Here is a 17,206-nt window from a genome sequence, read left to right on the forward strand (position 1 = left end):
ATGCCCGCGCTGAATCTCGACACCGATGCGGATCGGATCGCCGAGCGCCTCGCCGATCCCGGCACGTTGCTCGTCGCCTGCCTGTGCGCCGAGTGGTGCGGCACGTGCCGCGACTACCGGACGGCCTTCGACCAGCTCGCCGACGCGCACCCGGACGCCTGTTTCGCCTGGATCGACATCGAAACGCATGCCGACCAACTCGACGATCTCGACGTCGAGAACTTCCCGACGATCCTGATCGAGGACGCCAACACCGCACGCTTCTTCGGCACGGTGCTGCCGCACGCGGCGATCGTCGAGCGGATGCTGTCCGACCTGAGCGCGGTACCCGGCGCGCCGCACGCACCGAAATTGCGCAACGTCCTGATCGTCGAAGCCTGAATGCGCGGGCCGGCGCGGCGATTTGGCGCGCGTTTGCGCGCCCCGCCGCGGCGGGCGCTTGCCGCCGTTGCAGCCCCCCTCTATGATGAGCCGCTTTTTACACGCTGAGCCGCCGTCGCTGCGGCGTGTGCTATAAAGCGGTCGTAAAAGGGACCCACAACCGGCGAACCCGGTCTACCAACACACACCTGTCATGTCCAAAGCACTGATCATTGCGGAAAAGCCTTCTGTCGCGAACGACATCGCACGCGCTTTGGGCGGCTTTACCAAGCATGACGAGTATTACGAGAGCGACGATTTCGTCCTTTCGTCCGCTGTCGGCCACCTGCTGGAAATCGCCGCCCCGGAAGAGTACGAGGTCAAGCGCGGGAAATGGAGCTTCGCGCATCTGCCCGTCATCCCCCCGCATTTCGACCTGAACCCGATCGCAAAAAGCGAGTCGCGCCTCAAGGTGCTCACGAAGCTGATGAAGCGCAAGGACGTCGACCGCCTGATCAACGCATGTGACGCGGGACGCGAGGGCGAGCTGATTTTCCGCCTGATCGCGCAGCACGCGAAGGCGAAGCAGCCGGTCCAGCGCCTGTGGCTGCAGTCGATGACGCCGCAGGCGATCCGCGACGGTTTCGCGAACCTGCGCAGCGACACCGACATGCAGCCGCTCGCCGACGCCGCACGCTGCCGCTCGGAAGCCGACTGGCTCGTCGGGATCAACGGCACCCGCGCGATGACCGCGTTCAACAGCAAGGGCGGCGGCTTCTTCCTGACGACCGTCGGCCGCGTTCAGACGCCAACGCTGTCGATCGTCGTCGAACGTGAAGAGAAAATCCGCCGCTTCATCCCGCGCGACTACTGGGAAGTGAAGGCCGAATTCGCGTGTGCGGGCGGCTTCTACGAAGGCAAGTGGTACGACCCGAAATTCAAGCGCGACGAATTCGATCCGGAAAAGCGCGACTCCCGCCTGTGGAGCCTGCCGGCCGCCGAAACGATCGTCGCCGCATGCCGCGACCAGGTCGGCACGGTGTCCGAGGAATCGAAGCCGTCGACGCAACTGTCGCCGCTGCTGTTCGACCTGACGAGCCTGCAGCGCGAGGCGAACAGCCGTTTCGGCTTCTCCGCGAAGAACACGCTCGGCCTCGCACAGGCGCTGTATGAAAAGCACAAGGTGCTGACCTACCCGCGTACCGACGCGCGCGCGCTGCCGGAAGACTACCTGTCGACGGTCGAGTCCACGCTCGAGATGCTCAAGGAGAGCAACAACTACCTGCCGCATGCGAAGCAGGTGCTCGACAAGGGCTGGGTGAAGCCGAACAAGCGGATCTTCGACAACTCGAAGATCAGCGACCACTTTGCAATCATCCCGACGCTGCAGGCGCCGAAGTCGCTGTCCGAGCCGGAGCAGAAGCTGTACGACATGGTCGTGAAGCGCTTCCTCGCCGTGTTCTTCCCGGCGGCCGAATTCCGCGTCACGACGCGGATCACCGAAGTCGCCGGCCATCACTTCAAGACCGAAGGCAAGGTGCTCGTCGAGCCGGGCTGGCTGCAGGTGTACGGCCGCGACGCCGAAGGCGCGGACGCGAACCTCGTGCCGGTGCAAAAGGACGAGAAGGTGAAGACGGACGAAATCGCCGCCGTCGCGCTCGTGACGAAGCCGCCCGCACGCTACTCGGAAGCGACGCTGCTGTCCGCGATGGAAGGTGCGGGCAAGCTCGTCGAGGACGACGAACTGCGCGAGGCGATGGCCGCGAAGGGTCTCGGCACGCCGGCGACGCGCGCGGCGATCATCGAAGGCCTGCTCGGCGAGAAATACCTGCTGCGCGAAGGCCGCGAACTGATCCCGACCGCGAAGGCATTCCAGCTGATGACGCTGCTGCGCGGGCTCGGCGTGAAGGAACTGACCGCGCCCGAGCTGACCGGCGAATGGGAATACAAGCTGTCGCAGATGGAGCGCGGCAATCTCGGGCGCGATGCGTTCATGCAGGAAATCGCCCGCATGACGCAGCAGATCGTCAAGCGCGCGAAGGAATACGATTCCGACACGATCCCCGGCGATTACGCGACGCTCGAGACGCCGTGCCCGAACTGCGGCGGCCAGGTGAAGGAAAACTACCGCCGCTTCGCGTGCACGAAGTGCGAGTTCTCGATCTCGAAGATCCCGGGCAGCCGGCAGTTCGAGATCCCGGAAGTCGAGGAGTTGCTGCAGAAGAAGGAAATCGGGCCGCTGTCCGGGTTCCGCAGCAAGATGGGCCGCCCGTTCTCGGCGATCCTCAAGCTGTCCTTCGACGACGAGACGAAGAACTACAAGCTCGAGTTCGATTTCGGCCAGGACCAGGGCGGCGAGGAAGGCGAAGCGCCCGACTTCTCCGCGCAGGAGCCGGTCGGCGCGTGCCCGAAGTGCAAGGGCCGCGTGTTCGAGCACGGGATGAGCTACGTGTGCGAGCACTCGGTGGCGAACCCGAAGACCTGCGACTTCCGATCGGGCAAGGTGATCCTGCAGCAGGAAATCACGCGCGAGCAGATGGGCAAGCTGCTGGCCGACGGCCGCACGGATCTGCTGCCGAACTTCAAGTCGTCGCGTACCGGCCGCAACTTCAAGGCGTTCCTCGTGAAGCAGCCGGACGGCAAGATCGGCTTCGAGTTCGAGAAGAAGGAACCGAAGGCCGCTGCCGCGAAGAAGACGGCAAAATCGGCGACGAAGGATGCCGAAACCGTGACGGAAGGCGCCGAAGAGAAACCGGCACCGGCCCGTAAAACGGCCGCCCGCAAGACGACTGCGCGCAAGACGGGTTCGTGACGGCCCGGCCGCCGGCCCTGCCCCGGCGCGTCAGGCTCCCTCCCGGAGCCATAAAAAAACGCGGATCGATCGCTCGATCCGCGTTTTTTCTTTGTGCCGGCGGCAACCGCCGCCCGGCCGTCGCGCCGTTACAGCGGCGACGGCACCGCGACGCGCGTGCGCGGCGAACGCGGCAGGCGCGGCGACAGGTTCGGGTCGGCCGCTTCCGGCTGCTCCGCACGCGTCTCGACGCCGATCGGCGCGAGCGCCGAACTCTGCGCGGCCCACTGCTCGCCGATCATCGCGTCGGTCGAGTGGCTGAAATGCTCGACGAGGTGGTCGATGAACGTCCGCACCTTCGCCGGCAGATGGCGCCGGCTCGGGTACGCGATGTTGATCTCGACCTGCGGCAGCCGGAAATCCGGCAGCAGACGCACGAGCGCGCCGCGCGCGATGTCGCTGCCGATCAGGTAGCTCGGCAGGATCGCGACACCCATCCCGAGCAACGCGAACTGGCGCAGCATCGCGGTGTTGTTCGCGACGATCACATTGGTCGGGCGCACGCGCACTTCGCCGTCCGGCCCCGTGAACACGCGCTCGTCGCCCCAGTATTCGGCCGGCAGGCTCAGGCTCGGGTGCTCGGCAAGCTGCTCCGGGTGGGTCGGCACGCCGTGCTTCTCCAGATAGCTCGGCGTCGCGCACACGGTCATGCAACCGGTGGTCAGGCGCCGCGTGACGATGCTCGCGCTGCGCATCTGGCGCGTGACGACGATACCGACGTCGAAACCTTCCTCGACGAGATCGACCTGCCGGTCGACCAGCGTGAGATCCGGCACCACTTTCGGGAAATTCTCCGTGTACGACTGCAGCACGGGGGCAAGGTTGTGCAGCCCGAACACGACCGGCGCGACGATGCGCAGCGTGCCGACGGGTTCGTGATTGCGTGCGACGACCATCTGCTCGACGTCCTCGAGCTCATCGAGGATCTGGCGGGCACGCTCCAGATAGACCTGACCCGACTCCGTCAGGGAGAGGCTGCGCGTGGTGCGATTCAGCAAGCGCGTGCCGAGCCGGCCTTCCAGGTCGGCGACGTGGCGCGTCGCGACCGCGTTGGAGATATCCATTGCGCTCGCGGCCCGCGCGAAACTGCCGAGATCTGCAACCTTCACGAAAACGCGCATCGACTGCAAGTGATCCATAAACGACTCCTGCCGCTAGTACAACTTCAAAAAGATGAAGCAAATGCGTAATTCTCCTACGACAGCGGAAATGATGCAGAGTTGCTCAACAAGGGGGCTGTTGACGATAAAAATAGTCAAAAATCCTCGCCCTTCGCGGATAGATGATCCAATTATTCTGATTGGAGCAACAATTGGGTGAACCTCGTCGAGTAAGTAGCCGAATCAGGAAAGACGTGTTTGATGCGACACAACAGCGCACCTTTGCGCCCCGCACGCGAGCGGCGCCGGGTCAGGCTCCCGCCAATTGCGGCGGAGCGTAACAACCTGTTAAAAAGGCACCAAGAAGGCGGCCGACGTAGCATCATGTCGGCCCCGGCCGGGCGGAACGGGTGCGCGACGTGCGCCCGCCGCCACTGCCGCTTTCAACGCGCGACACCCGTTCACCATGAAAATTGCCATCCTCGACGACTACCAGGACGCCGTCCGCAAGCTGAACTGCTTCGAGATGCTTGCCGGCCACGACGTGAAGGTCTTCAACAACACGGTGCGCGGCCTGGGACAGCTCGCCAGCCGCCTGGCGGAAGTCGAGGCGCTCGTGCTGATTCGTGAACGGACCCCGATTTCGTCGCAACTGCTCGCCAAGCTGCCGAACCTGCGCATGATCAGCCAGACCGGCCGCGTGTCGAGCCACATCGACCTCGAAGCCTGTACCGACCGCGGCATCGCGGTGCTCGAAGGCACCGGCTCGCCGGTCGCGCCCGCCGAACTGACGTGGGCGCTCGTGATGGCCGCCCAGCGCCGTATCCCGCAGTACGTCGCGAACCTGAAGCAGGGTGCCTGGCAGCAGTCGGGCCTGAAGACGTCGGCGCTGCCACCGAACTTCGGCCTCGGCCAGGTGCTGCGCGGCCAGACGCTCGGCATCTGGGGCTACGGCAAGATCGGCCGGCTCGTCGCCGGCTACGGCAAGGCCTTCGGGATGAACGTGCTGATCTGGGGCCGCGAGCATTCGCTCGAAGCCGCGCGCGCCGACGGCTACACGGCGGCCGAGAGCCGCGAGGCGCTGTTCGAGCAGAGCGACGTGCTGTCGCTGCACCTGCGCATGCACGACGACACGCGCGGGATCGTGAAGCAGGAAGACCTGATGCGGATGAAGCCGACGTCGCTGCTCGTCAACACGAGCCGCGCCGAACTGCTCGAGGAAAACGCGCTCGTCAACGCGCTGTCGCACAACCGGCCGGGCATGGTCGCGATCGACGTGTTCGAAAGCGAGCCGATCCTGCAGGGCTACAGCCTGCTGCGGATGGAAAACGTGATCTGCACGCCGCACATCGGCTACGTCGAACGCGAAAGCTACGAGCTGTATTTCAGTGCAGCATTCCGCAACATTCTCGCGTTCGACGACGGCGACATGTCGAGCGTCGCCAACCCCGAAGCGCTGACGCCGATCCGCAAGCGCTGAACGCACGGGCTGCGCGCGTCGCGCGGCCCCCGCTCCCCCTCCGTTCCCGACCGTCAGGCGGCCACGCGGCCGCCCGTCATTGCGCCGACGCGCGTGAGGAAATGCTCGCCGTCGTGCCGCCCGAGGTCGTACGCATGCCGCATCTGCTGCGGGCTCGTGTAATCCCAGCTCGAAATCGGCACCTTGCTCGACGGCTGTACGTACAGCCGCCGCTGGTCGCCATGCGCGACCGTGAACATCTGCGGGCGCGGATACAGCCGCGTGACGAGCACCAGCACGTCGCCCGGCGACGGATCGAGCGCGTCGACCGGCACGTTGTCGACCATTCCGCCATCGAGCACGGGCCGGCCGCCGCGGCGCAACACCGGCGTAAACGGTGGCGTGCACGACGACTGCAGGATCAGGTCGGCGAGCTCGTCGACTTGCGTGCAGGACTGCGCACGCGCGAACTCGGGCCGAAAGCCGAGCGTGCGCCCGAGCGTCGGGTGCAGCGTCTTGCGCACGTATTTCTCGATGTTGTACGCGACGAGCCCGGCGGCGACCGCGCTGCGCGCGCCGAGCCACCGCGGCACGTGCGACACGCCGATGCGGATCTCCGGCGCGTCGGCCAGCTTCGCGAACGGCTCGCCGTAGATGTCGAGCAACGCCTGGCGGTAGATCCGGTAATGCGGAAACACGGGCTCGCGCCCGAACAGGTTGCCCCAGTACGCGTTCTTCCGGTTGTGGCGCAGCGCCTCCTCGTAATAGCGCATCACCCATGCGGCGTCACGCGTATACAACATGCACGCGGTCGCCGCGCCGGCCGAGATGCCGGTAATCACGCGCGGACGCAGGTCGAGCGCCGGCCGCGCGACATCCCAGAAGCCGGCCTGCCACCAGCAGCGATTGCCGCCGCCCGCGAAGACGATCTGGTCGAACATCGCGCCGCTCAGCTGACGAGCGCGTAGGTCGACGTCGCGTGGACGGCCATCTTGCCGTCCTCGTCGAACAGCTCGACTTCGCCGAACACGAGGTTGCGGCCCATCCGCAGCACGCGCGCGGTGACGAGCACGTCGCCCTTGCGCACGGGACGCATGAAGTTGGTGTTCAGCGATACCGTCGTCATCGGCCGGAACTCGCCGAGCGCGGACGAGATCGCGACCACCATCGCGGTATCGGCGGCCGCCGTGAACACCTGGCCGCAGATGATGCCGCCCGAATGGCGGAATTCGCCGGAAAACGGCAGGCGCAGCGTGACGCTGTCGTCGCCGATCGACACGGGGACCAGACCGAGCGAGCGGACCCACGGGGCCAGCAGGCGATCCAGCAATTCGCGGACTGCGTTTTCGTCCATCTTCGAATGTCCAGAAAGTGTTGCGCGACCGCCGCGCAACACGTGTGGCGTCATCATACCGGGAGCGCGCAAACTGCGACCGCTCGTTGCCGCGCCGGCTGCCGCCATCGGCGTGACGAAATATTTTCAGGAAATTTGCAGAAAGGTCTTGCCAAGCCCAAAAGGCTCGTGCATAATCTTTCTTCTGTTGGGGGCGTTAGCTCAGTTGGTAGAGCAGCGGACTCTTAATCCGTAGGTCGAGTGTTCGAGTCACTCACGCCCCACCAGGAATTTCAAAGGCCGGTCAGCGCAAGCTGACCGGCCTTTTCCTTTTTCGCCGCCGTATTCACGGCGCGTGCCATTCGCAGCATGCGACCGCACGCATCTTGCGCACCGTTTCCGCTAGAATCGTCCGACAAATATCACACGACCGGCACAGGCACCGTCGTTTGCCCGCCGGCACTGAGAGAACATGGGACGTCAGACATGGAAGCATGTGAACGAGACGCGACCATTCAGAGGGCATGGTTGCGCCGATATCGGCCTGTCCGTCGGGACGAGCCGTTCACCCGATCACACCCGAATCCGCCGCGCGGCGCACGAACCGGATCGGGTCATGCCCGGTAAGGGCCCGCTCGTCGCGATGCTGCTCGGCATCGTGCTGCTCGTGCTGGCCGGCGTGCTCGCCGTCACGGCCGGCGGCGCGACCGGCCGCCTGGTCCGCGCGCCGGGCACGGTCGTGCGCATCGTGCAGGACAGCGACGCGATGCGCGCGTACCGGCCGATCGTCGCGTACCTCTCGAACGACGGCCGGCGCCGCGAAGTTGCCGGCAATACCGCGTCGACCGTCCCCGCGTACGACATCGGCGAGAACGTCGACGTGCTGCTCGACCCCGACCATCCCGACCGCCCCGCGCTGATCGACGATTTCGCGCAACACTGGTTTCCGGTGGTCGTGCCGGCGCTGCTCGCCGTCGTATCGTTCGCGATCGGCGGCCTGCTGATCGCCGGCGAGCGTCGCCGCCGGCAATCCGATCCCGCACCGCCGACCCGCGCCGCACGCAGGGAGACGCGGCGCCGCTGGGATATCGCGATCGTGGTGATTCCGATCGCGATCGGCACGAGCTTTCTCGCCGGCGCCGGCGCGGCCGGCCTGCGCCAGTGGCAGATCGTCCATCACTATGCGCGCTCGACCGGCCATGTCGTCGAGATCGCGACGAACGGAACATCGTCGCGGTCGCGCACGTCGCTGTATTCGGCGATCGTCGCGTTCACGACCGACAGCGGGCGGCTGATCACGTTCGCGCAGGGCTCGGCGTCGTCGCATCCGGGCCTGCACGAAGGCGACGCGGTCAACGTGCTGTACGACCCCGTCACCCCCGAGCGCGCAATCGTCGACCGCTTCTGGGATCGCTGGGGCCTCACGGCGATCCTGTTCGCGATCGGCGCGCCGTTCGTCGCGGCCGGGTTGTTCATCGCCGCGACGCTGTGGCCCGATCACCGGCCGCACGAAGCCGCCCAATGATGCGCGTGCGGCGCGGCAGTCGTCACGCCGCGCCGCTTCACCGCTCCCGAAACGCCTCCACCTTCGCGCGATTCCCGCACGTGCGCATGTCGCACCAGCGGCGCCCGACGCCGCGGCCACGGTCGACGAAGAACCACGTACACCGGCCGCACTGCCGCACGCGCGCGAAATCGTCGCTGCGCAGCAACTGCTCGAAGCCGAGCGCGGCCGCATCGATCCAGCGCGACGCGGCGCGCGCGTCGGGCCGCCATGCGAAACGGCCGTCGACCGCGTTGAACGCACTGCGCCCGATCGCTTCGCGGATCGCCACCGCGAGCCGATCCGCCGCGCGCGGGCCGTCGCTGCCACCGCCTGCCGCCGTCAGGTGCGCAACCGCGACATATGCATCGTCGCGAAAGTGACGCAGCGCAGCCAGCTCGTCAGGCCCGTCCTGCCGCGGATGACGCAGCAGCCGCGCCAGATCGACCGGCGCCAGCAATCCCGATTGCTCCGCCCACGCGCGCACGGCCGGCCAGTCGACGAGCTTGTCCTCGCAGCGCGTCTTGCCCGTGTCGGCCACCGTATTGAGAAAATCGAGCGCCGGATGGCCGCCGACGAAATCGGCCGCACCCCATGCGTGCGCGTGTCGCGCAGGCTCGGATCGAGTAACCATTTAATTTCACCTATCGGTTTCACATCCGGAGAATCCGGCGTAACCTGTTAACAACCAAAACAGGTTAGCACGGAGAAGCCGATGCTCGAACTCGCGAATCGCTTCAATTTCGAAGGCCACCGGATTGCATGGGGCGCGCTCGGCGAAGGCCCGCCGCTCGTGCTCGTGCACGGCACGCCGTTTTCGTCGCAGGTATGGCGCCGGATCGCGCCGTGGCTCGCGCGGCGGCATCGCGTGTATTTCTACGACCTGCTCGGCTACGGCCAGTCCGACATGCCGGACGCCGACGTGTCGCTCGGCCGACAGAACGCGTTGTTCGGCGCAATGCTGAACGAGTGGGGAATTTCGCAGCCACGCGTGCTCGCGCACGACTACGGCGGCGCCACCGTGTTGCGCGCGCACTTTCTCGACGGCATCGCGTACGCGGATCTCACGCTCGTGAACCCGGTTGCGATCGCACCGCAAGGCTCGCCGTTCGTGCGGCATGTCGCGCAGCACGAAGCCGCATTCACCGGCTTGCCCGCGTATGCGCATCACGCTCTCCTGACGGCCTATCTCGGCAATGCAGTGGCGCGGCCGCTGGGCGACGAAGCGCTGTCGATCTACCGCGCGCCGTGGCTCACGCCGGCCGGCCAGGCCGCGTTCTATCGCCAGATCGCGCAGATGCGCCAGCGCTACATCGAGGAAGCCGAGGCGCGCTACGCGCCACCGGACTTCCCCGTGCGCATCGTGTGGGGCGAGGACGACGCGTGGATTCCGCTCGAGCAGGGGCAGGCGCTTGCCGATCGCATCGCGAACGGCACGCTGATCAGGGTGCCGCGCGCCGGGCACCTGGTCCAGGAGGATGCACCGGAGGCGATCGTCGCCGCGGTACTGGATGGGCACGCGCCGGGCTGAACGCCATCGGCATCGCGTGCCGCATCAAAACGCCGGCACGCCCTGCGCGAGCGTCGCGACGAACTTCGCGGTGCGCGGGTCGCGCGGCCGGCCGAACAGGTCGCGCGATGCGCCGGCTTCGACGATGCGGCCGTCGGCGAGGAATACCGCGTCGTGCGCGATCGACGCGGCCAGGCGCAAGTCGTGCGTGGCCATCAGCATCGTCGTGCCTTCGCGCGCGAGCTGGCGCAGCACCTCGACCACTTCGACGGACAGCTCCGGATCGAGCGCCGACGTCGGCTCGTCGCACAACAGCACCTGCGGAGACGGCGCGAGCGCCCGTGCGATCGCGACGCGCTGCTGCTGCCCGCCCGACAGCGTGGCCGGCCATGCATCGGCCTTGTCCGCGATACCGACCTTGTCGAGCAGCGCGAGCGCCCGCTCACGCGCCCGTTCGCGCGGCCAGCGCTGCACGGTCACGAGCCCTTCCATCACGTTCTGCACGACACTCAGGTGCGGAAACAACTGGAAGTTCTGGAACACCATGCCGGTCTGCTTGCGCACCGCGAACACCGCGTCGCGCGACGGCCGGCGCCCCGGCGCGAATTCGATGCGCGCATCGCCGACCGCGAGCGTACCGGCCTCCGGCACTTCGAGCAGGTTCACGCAGCGCAGCAGCGTGCTCTTGCCGCTGCCGGACGGGCCGATCAATGCGGTCACGCTACCCGGCTGCAACGCGAGGTCGATCCCGCTCAGCACGCGATGCGAGCCGAACGACTTGTCGATGCGTTCGAGTCGGATCATCGCAACTCCGCCTGAAACAGCGCGTGGCGGCCGAAGCGAAGCTCCAGTCGGCGTTGCAGCGACGACAGCACCGAGCTGAACAGCAGATAGATCAGCGCGGCTTCGGTATAGAGGATCAGCGGTTCGTAGGTCACGGCCGCGATGCGTTGCGCGGCCTGGAAGATCTCGGGCACGGTCAGCACGGCCGCGAGCGACGTGTCCTTCACAAGCGAAATGAATGAATTAGACAGCGCGGGCAATGCGACGCGCGCGGCCTGCGGCAGGATCGCGCGGCGCAGCGCCTGCGCGCGCGTCATCGCCATCGAGTACGCGGCTTCCCACTGCCCCTTCGGGATCGACTCGATCACGCCGCGGATCACCTCGGCGTTGTACGCACCGACGTTCAGCGAGAAGCCGATCACGGCGGCCGCCAGCGGATCGAGCACGATGCCGACGTTCGGCAATCCGTAGAAGATCACGAACAGCTGCACGAGCAACGGCGAGCCGCGGAACAGCCAGATATAGAAGCGCACGGCGGCCTGCGCCCAGCGCGGCCCGAACAGCCGCGTGAGCGCCGCGCCGAATGCGAGCAGCAGGCCGATCGCGAACGACGCGAGCGTGAGCGGAACCGTGAACACGAGCCCTGCGTAAAGCAGGGGTCGCAGCGATTCCGCCGTCAGGTGCAGCCAGGCCGGCATCGTTCAGCCTCGCGTCACGGCTGCGACACGTCGCGGCCGAAGTACTTCTGCGAGATCTTCGCGTAGGTACCGTCCGCCTTGATGTCCGCGAGCGCCTTGTCGATCGCAGCCACCAGCGCGGGGCTGCCCTTGCGCAGCAGCACGCCGGACGCGTCGCCCGCGCCGCTCGTGTCGGTCGCCGCGATCTTCAGTTTCGCGTCGGGCTTGTGCTTGCGGAAATCGAGGTACGACAGCGAATCGTTGATCGTCGCATCGACGCGGCCGGACGTCAGCAGGTCGATCGATTCGTTGAAGCCCTGTACGGGCACCACGTCGGCGCCGTGCGCGGCCGCGAGCTTGCCGAAGTTGCTCGTCAGCGTGTTCGCGGACTTCTTGCCCTTCAGGTCGTCGAACGAGCGGATCGTCGTGTTGTCCGCGCGCACGATCAGCACCGCGTGCGACGTGATGTACGGTGACGAGAAATCGTATTTCGCCTTGCGCGCGTCGGTGATCGACACTTCATTGACGACCGCATCGTAGCGGTTCACGTCGAGGCCCGCGATCAGGCCGTCCCACTTGCCTTCGACGAACTGCGGCTTCACGCCGAGGCGCTGCGCGATCGCCGTGGCGATATCGACGTCGAAACCCGTCAGCTTGCCCGTTTCGTCGTGGTACGTGAACGGCGCGTAGGTGCCTTCGGTGCCGACCCGGAACACGCCGGCCGATTTGATCTGCGACAGGTCGTCGGCAGCCAGCGCACTGGTGGCCGCCGTGGCCTGCAGCAGTGCGACGATCAGGATGGAACGGAGGAATTTCATGGTGCGGACCCCGAATGATTGGAGAGAATCATCCCGCCGGCATGCATGCGCCGTTCGAGAGGTCCGCGAATTCTACCGACGCGTTGGGGCGCGGCAAAAACGCAAATCGGCTAACGATATGAGCGCTACGAATAACGCGCCGGCCAGCCACCGTCATCCCGCCGATGAGATCCGTCGCGATGCAGCGCGGCAATCGTCCGACGATTCGTTACCGGTGGTTACAGAAGCGACACCGCGGTATCACCCGTTCCGCATGCGCTACGTACCATGAAGGCAGGTAAAACTGTTGCTCGCGGGCCTCGCCCCCGCGAACGGAGTGAACGGCAAATGAAACGCATCCTGTTCTCCAGTGCCGTCGGCCTCGCGGCCGCCTGCCTGTCGGCAAGCGCATTCGCGCACGCCGATGTCGGCGTGTACTTCGGCGTGCCGGGGCCGGTGATCGAGGCGCCACCGCCTGTCTACTACACGCCGCCGCCCGTCGTGTACGAGCCGGCACCGGCCTATTACGGCCCGTACTACGGCGAATATCGCTACCGGCGCTACCGGCACGACAACGGCTGGCATCGCGGCTGGCGACATCACCGCGACGACGACGATTGACCGTCGCCTGCCGGCCATCACGGCCGCATCCCGCCCCGGGGAAATTCCGCGCGCCGGCCTTCGAGCCGGCGCGCGCGCATCACACGCCGCTTACCACGGCAGCGAATACGTCTTCGTATTCGTGAAGCTCTTCATCGCCTCCTGCACGCCTTCCTTGTACCCGAGCCCCGAATCCTTCACGCCGCCGAACGGCGTCAGTTCGAGCCGGTAGCCCGGCACCTCGCGCACGTTCACGCTGCCGACTTCCAGCTCGGTGATGAAGCGCGTGATGTGGTCGAAGCGGTTCGTGCATACCGACGACGACAGCGCATAGTCGGTGCTGTTCGACATCCGGATCGCTTCGTCGATGTCGCGAAAGCGCATGATCGGCGACACGGGGCCGAAGGTTTCATACTTCACGAGCGGCATGTCGGGCGTCACGCGATCGATCACCGTCGGCGAATACAGTGCGCCGTTGCGCACGTTGCCGACCAGCAGCCGCGCGCCGCGCGCAATCGCATCGTTCACCTGCTGCTCGCAGAACTTCGCGGCCGCCTCGTCGATCACCGTGCCCATGTCGACCGACGGATCGGACGGATTGCCGTACGACCACGCACGCGTCTTCTCGACGACGAGTTCCGTGAAGCGATCGGCCACCGATTCATGCACGAGCATCCGCTTGATCGCCGTGCAGCGCTGCCCCGAGTTCTTGTACGACCCCGACACCGCGAGCGTGCTCGCTTCGTCGAGATCGGCATCCTCCATCACGATGATCGGATCGTTGCCGCCGAGCTCGAGCACCGCGCGCCGGTAGCCCATGCGCGACGCGATCGACTTGCCGATCGACACGCCGCCCGTGAACGTGATCAGGTCGATCGCCGGGTTCGTGATCAGTTCGTCGGCAATCTCCTTCGGGTCGCCGGTAATCACCTGCAGCATCTGCGGCGGCAAGCCGGCTTCGTACAGGATGTCCGCAAAGAGATAGCACGACAGCGGCACCTTCTCCGACGGCTTCACGACGATCCGGTTGTTGGTCGCGACCGACGGCACGATCTTGTGCGCGACCTGGTTCATCGGATGGTTGAACGGCGTGATCGCCGAAATCACGCCGAGCAGCGGATCGCGCTGCGTGTACACGCGACGCTTCTTGCCGTGCGGCGTCAGATCGCACGAGAAGATCTGGCCGTCGTCCTTCAGCACCTCGCCCGCGCCGAACGTCAGCACGTCGGCCACGCGGCCCGCCTCGTACGTCGAATCCTTGATGCACAGCCCGGCCTCGGCCGTGATCAGCGCCGCGATCTCCGCGGTGCGCGCACGCACGATCTCGGCTGCGCGGCGCAGGATCGCCGCGCGCTCGTGGCGCGTGAGCGTCGGCCGGTATGCACGCGCGACCGCGAATGCGCGCCGCACGTCGTCCAGCGTCGCCTTCGGCACGGTGCCGACCAGCGAGCCGTCGTACGGATTGCGCACGTCGATGGCCGCGTCCCGATGAATCCGTTCTCCATTGATTCGCAGTGCTTCGCGTCGAATCCCTCGGACGTCCGTCGATGCTGCAATGGCGTTCATGAGTGTGTCCCCTTACGGATGCATGCGTATCACTGCAGGTGGTTGAGGGCGATGTCGATGATGTCGAAGTTGCGCAGCCGCGCGCGGCCCGTGACGTCGGTCGCGACCGGCTTGCTGAAGATCAGCGGCACGATCTGCTCGGAGATGCCGCCGTGCGAGCGCAGCGGCACGTCGAGGCCCGACAGGTCGTGCTTGATGCGGCGCGTGCCGAGCACGACGTCCTGCTTCGAGATCACGATCAGGTCGCCCATCCGCGCGGGCGGCAGCTCGAAACGCGCGCAACCTTCGGCGCCCGTCAGCACGACCTCGATGCCGTCGACCGCGGCAAGCCGTGCGCGCAGCGCGTCGGCATCGGCCGTCGCCGGCACGTAGACGGTCGCGAACGAGCCGAGCGCGCCGTGGTGCACGACGTACGGATCGGTGATCGGCAGGATCACGCGCGCCGCATCGTGGCCGAGCCACTCGTCGAACAGCTCCTGCAGGTAGATCACGTTCGGCTCGCCGGTCTCGCCGTCGTGCTTCGCGTTCATCCCGTGGTCGGCCGTGATCGCGACGATCGCGCCGAGTTCGTCGAGACGCCGCAGGTAGGTGTCCATCATCGCGTAGAACGCGTTTGCGCCTTCCGTGCCGGGCGCGCACTTGTGCTGCACGTAGTCGGTGGTCGACAGGTACATCAGGTCGATCGGGCGCGTCTCGAGCAGGCGCACGCCGGCCGCGAACACGAATTCCGACAGGTCCGCGCTGTACACGCTCGGCACCGGCTTGCCGACCAGCTCGAGCACGTTGTCGATGCCGTTTTCCTCGACGCTCGCCTCGTCGGCCTTTTCCGACGAGAAGCAGATGCCCTTCAGCCCCTTGCCGAGCAGGCGGCGCAGCTTGTCCTTCGCGGTGACGACCGCGACGCGCGCGCCCTGATCGGCGAAGGTCGCGAGCACGGTCGGCGCGACCAGGTACTTCGGATCGTTCATCAGCACCTCGGCGCCGGTGTCGCGATCGTAGAAGTAGTTGCCGCTTATCCCGTGGATCGCCGGCGGCACGCCGGTCACAATCGACAGGTTGTTCGGGTTCGTGAAGCTCGGCACCACGCACTCGCCCTTGAGCGCCGTGCCCGGCTTCAGCAGCGTGCGCAGAAACGGCGCGACGCCGGCCTGAGCGGCTTCTTCCAGATATTCGTATGCGCAGCCATCGACGCAGACGACCACCACGGGCCGGCTCATCCAGTTGTAGCGGCGGCCGTTCACTTCCACGGATACAGGCGTTTCACTCATGACGTTCATTCCTTTCAGGTCGAAGGGTGTGAGCCGTCGGCGCCCGCGCCGCGCCGAAGGGAGGTGTTTTCCATGCTTGACATTAAAATTGATGATTTGTAGATTGTCAACAACATGCAGAGAACAGAAAGCAAAACAACGTAGCAGCAAGAGGGCTGGTCTCCACTCATCCGCCGTGTGCCGCGGCGCCACAGTCAAGGGGTCTGAAGATGAACGAAGTGCCGGTAAACAAGCGTTTGAATGCATGGGCGGCGGGCGCGGCCCGTTTCGCGCTGGCCGCGGCGGTCGCGCTCGGCGCCGCGCAGGCGGCGCACGCGAAGACGTCGCTGCTCGTCTACACCGCGCTGGAAGACGAGGCGATGAAGCCCTACAAGGACGCATTCGAGAAAGCGAACCCCGATATCGAGATCCGCTGGGTGCGCGACTCGACCGGCTCGGTCACCGCGAAGCTGCTCGCGGAGAAGAACAACCCGCGCGCGGACGTCGTGCTCGGCCTCGCCGCATCGAGCCTCACGCTGCTCGACCTGCAGGGCATGCTGATGCCGTACACGCCGAAGGGCTTCGACCAGCTCACGCGCAAGTACAGCGACGCGAATACGCCGCCGCACTGGGTCGGCATGGACGTGTGGGGCGCGACGATCTGCTACAACCGCGTCGCCGCGCAGGCGAAGAACATTCCGAAACCGACGTCGTGGGAAGACCTGACGAAGCCGGTCTACAAAGGCGCGATCGTGATGCCGAGCCCCGTGTCGTCGGGCACCGGCTACCTCGACGTGACCGCATGGCTGCAGACCTTCGGCGATGACAAGGGCTGGAAATTCATGGACGCGCTCGACAAGAACGTCGCGCAGTACGTCCATTCGGGCTCGAAGCCGTGCACGCTCGCCGGCACCGGCGAATTCCCGATCGGCATCTCGTTCGAGTTCCGCGGCCACGAACTGCAGGCGCAGGGCGCGCCGATCGATCTCGTGTTCCCGAAGGAAGGGCTCGGCTGGGACATGGAAGGCACGGCGATCATGAAGACGACGAAGCAGCCCGATGCGGCGAAGAAGCTCGCCGACTTCATGGCGAGCAAGGACGCGAACCAGATCACCGCGCGCTGGTGGGCGATCGTCGCGTATCCGGGCGTCGCGCGGAAGCTGGCCGGCATCCCCGACAACTACTCGGACCTGCTCGTGAAGAACGACTTCGTGTGGTCAGCGAAGAACCGCCAGTCGATCCTCGATACGTGGCAGAAGCGCTACGGGGCGAAGGCGCAGCAATAACGCGGCAACCGGTAGCGGGGCCGCGCAGCGCGCCGCCCCGCGCCACCCTTCCCCTCGTCGAATCCGGCCTCCGGGCCGCCCCAGCATGGAGGCG

The 17,206-nt window shown here is 66.3% G+C and carries 16 protein-coding genes and 1 tRNA gene; 8 read left to right on the forward strand and 9 right to left on the reverse strand.

Features of this window, described 5'->3' with window-relative positions; all coding sequences use genetic code 11:
• Positions 1–381, forward strand: coding sequence for a thioredoxin family protein (locus DIE03_RS29625; protein WP_124455782.1), 381 nt, complete (start codon positions 1–3; stop codon positions 379–381).
• A 193-nt stretch (positions 382–574) separates the two neighbouring features.
• Complete coding sequence (locus DIE03_RS29630; RefSeq protein ID WP_124455783.1) at positions 575–3,172, forward strand: DNA topoisomerase III; 2,598 nt, start codon at positions 575–577, stop codon at positions 3,170–3,172.
• A gap of 128 nt (positions 3,173–3,300) precedes the next feature.
• Here the strand turns inward: DIE03_RS29630 and DIE03_RS29635 are convergent, their stop codons facing one another.
• Positions 3,301–4,350: a LysR family transcriptional regulator gene (locus tag DIE03_RS29635; protein WP_124455784.1), complete on the reverse strand. Its 1,050-nt coding sequence runs from the start codon at positions 4,348–4,350 to the stop codon at positions 3,301–3,303.
• A 427-nt stretch (positions 4,351–4,777) separates the two neighbouring features.
• Here DIE03_RS29635 and DIE03_RS29640 point away from each other — a divergent pair, with 427 nt between their 5' ends.
• On the forward strand, positions 4,778–5,791 hold the full coding sequence (locus tag DIE03_RS29640) for a D-2-hydroxyacid dehydrogenase family protein (RefSeq protein WP_034179363.1): 1,014 nt from the start codon (positions 4,778–4,780) through the stop codon (positions 5,789–5,791).
• Positions 5,792–5,844: 53 nt separating this feature from the next.
• On the opposite strand, the gene DIE03_RS29645 is transcribed toward DIE03_RS29640, so the two are convergent.
• Positions 5,845–6,711 (reverse strand): patatin-like phospholipase family protein, encoded by an 867-nt coding sequence (locus DIE03_RS29645; protein ID WP_124455785.1) that lies wholly within the window; start codon positions 6,709–6,711, stop codon positions 5,845–5,847.
• 8 nt (positions 6,712–6,719) lie between these two features.
• Complete coding sequence (locus DIE03_RS29650; RefSeq protein ID WP_034201217.1) at positions 6,720–7,124, reverse strand: PaaI family thioesterase; 405 nt, start codon at positions 7,122–7,124, stop codon at positions 6,720–6,722.
• 190 nt (positions 7,125–7,314) lie between these two features.
• On the opposite strand from DIE03_RS29650, the gene DIE03_RS29655 reads away from it, so the two are divergent.
• Together DIE03_RS29655 and DIE03_RS29660 are read left to right on the forward strand one after the other, a co-directional pair.
• Positions 7,315–7,390 (forward strand) — tRNA-Lys (locus DIE03_RS29655).
• Positions 7,391–7,575: 185 nt separating this feature from the next.
• Entirely contained in the window at positions 7,576–8,628 is a 1,053-nt protein-coding gene (locus DIE03_RS29660; RefSeq protein ID WP_124455786.1) for a DUF3592 domain-containing protein, read from the forward strand.
• 37 nt (positions 8,629–8,665) lie between these two features.
• Here the strand turns inward: DIE03_RS29660 and DIE03_RS29665 are convergent, their stop codons facing one another.
• Complete coding sequence (locus DIE03_RS29665) at positions 8,666–9,280, reverse strand: CGNR zinc finger domain-containing protein (protein WP_124455787.1); 615 nt, start codon at positions 9,278–9,280, stop codon at positions 8,666–8,668.
• 81 nt (positions 9,281–9,361) lie between these two features.
• Here DIE03_RS29665 and DIE03_RS29670 point away from each other — a divergent pair, with 81 nt between their 5' ends.
• Entirely contained in the window at positions 9,362–10,177 is an 816-nt protein-coding gene (locus tag DIE03_RS29670) for an alpha/beta fold hydrolase (RefSeq protein WP_124455788.1), read from the forward strand.
• Between the two features lie 24 nt (positions 10,178–10,201).
• Here the strand turns inward: DIE03_RS29670 and DIE03_RS29675 are convergent, their stop codons facing one another.
• From DIE03_RS29675 to DIE03_RS29685, 3 genes are read right to left on the reverse strand one after another with little or no spacing between them, the layout of a single operon-like run.
• The gene (locus DIE03_RS29675) at positions 10,202–10,960 is read right to left on the reverse strand and encodes an amino acid ABC transporter ATP-binding protein (protein WP_124455789.1); all 759 of its coding nucleotides are present in this window, start codon (positions 10,958–10,960) and stop codon (positions 10,202–10,204) included.
• Complete coding sequence (locus DIE03_RS29680) at positions 10,957–11,637, reverse strand: amino acid ABC transporter permease (RefSeq protein WP_124455790.1); 681 nt, start codon at positions 11,635–11,637, stop codon at positions 10,957–10,959. The genes DIE03_RS29675 and DIE03_RS29680 overlap by 4 nt, the downstream gene beginning before the upstream one ends.
• A 14-nt stretch (positions 11,638–11,651) precedes the next feature.
• Entirely contained in the window at positions 11,652–12,434 is a 783-nt protein-coding gene (locus tag DIE03_RS29685; protein WP_124455791.1) for an amino acid ABC transporter substrate-binding protein, read from the reverse strand.
• A gap of 327 nt (positions 12,435–12,761) precedes the next feature.
• Between DIE03_RS29685 and DIE03_RS29690 the strand changes: the two genes are divergently transcribed.
• Complete coding sequence (locus tag DIE03_RS29690; RefSeq protein WP_124455792.1) at positions 12,762–13,034, forward strand: hypothetical protein; 273 nt, start codon at positions 12,762–12,764, stop codon at positions 13,032–13,034.
• 90 nt (positions 13,035–13,124) lie between these two features.
• On the opposite strand, the gene phnY is transcribed toward DIE03_RS29690, so the two are convergent.
• Entirely contained in the window at positions 13,125–14,579 is a 1,455-nt protein-coding gene (gene phnY, locus DIE03_RS29695) for a phosphonoacetaldehyde dehydrogenase (protein WP_124455793.1), read from the reverse strand.
• A gap of 29 nt (positions 14,580–14,608) precedes the next feature.
• Positions 14,609–15,847 (reverse strand): phosphonoacetate hydrolase, encoded by a 1,239-nt coding sequence (phnA, locus tag DIE03_RS29700; protein ID WP_124455794.1) that lies wholly within the window; start codon positions 15,845–15,847, stop codon positions 14,609–14,611.
• A gap of 209 nt (positions 15,848–16,056) precedes the next feature.
• Between phnA and DIE03_RS29705 the strand changes: the two genes are divergently transcribed.
• Entirely contained in the window at positions 16,057–17,112 is a 1,056-nt protein-coding gene (locus DIE03_RS29705; RefSeq protein ID WP_124455795.1) for a putative 2-aminoethylphosphonate ABC transporter substrate-binding protein, read from the forward strand.
• The last annotated feature ends 94 nt before the right edge of the window (positions 17,113–17,206 follow it).

Origin of the sequence: Burkholderia sp. Bp8992 (assembly GCF_003853705.1) — a bacterium.
In the GTDB taxonomy this organism is placed as follows: Bacteria; Pseudomonadota; Gammaproteobacteria; order Burkholderiales; family Burkholderiaceae; genus Burkholderia.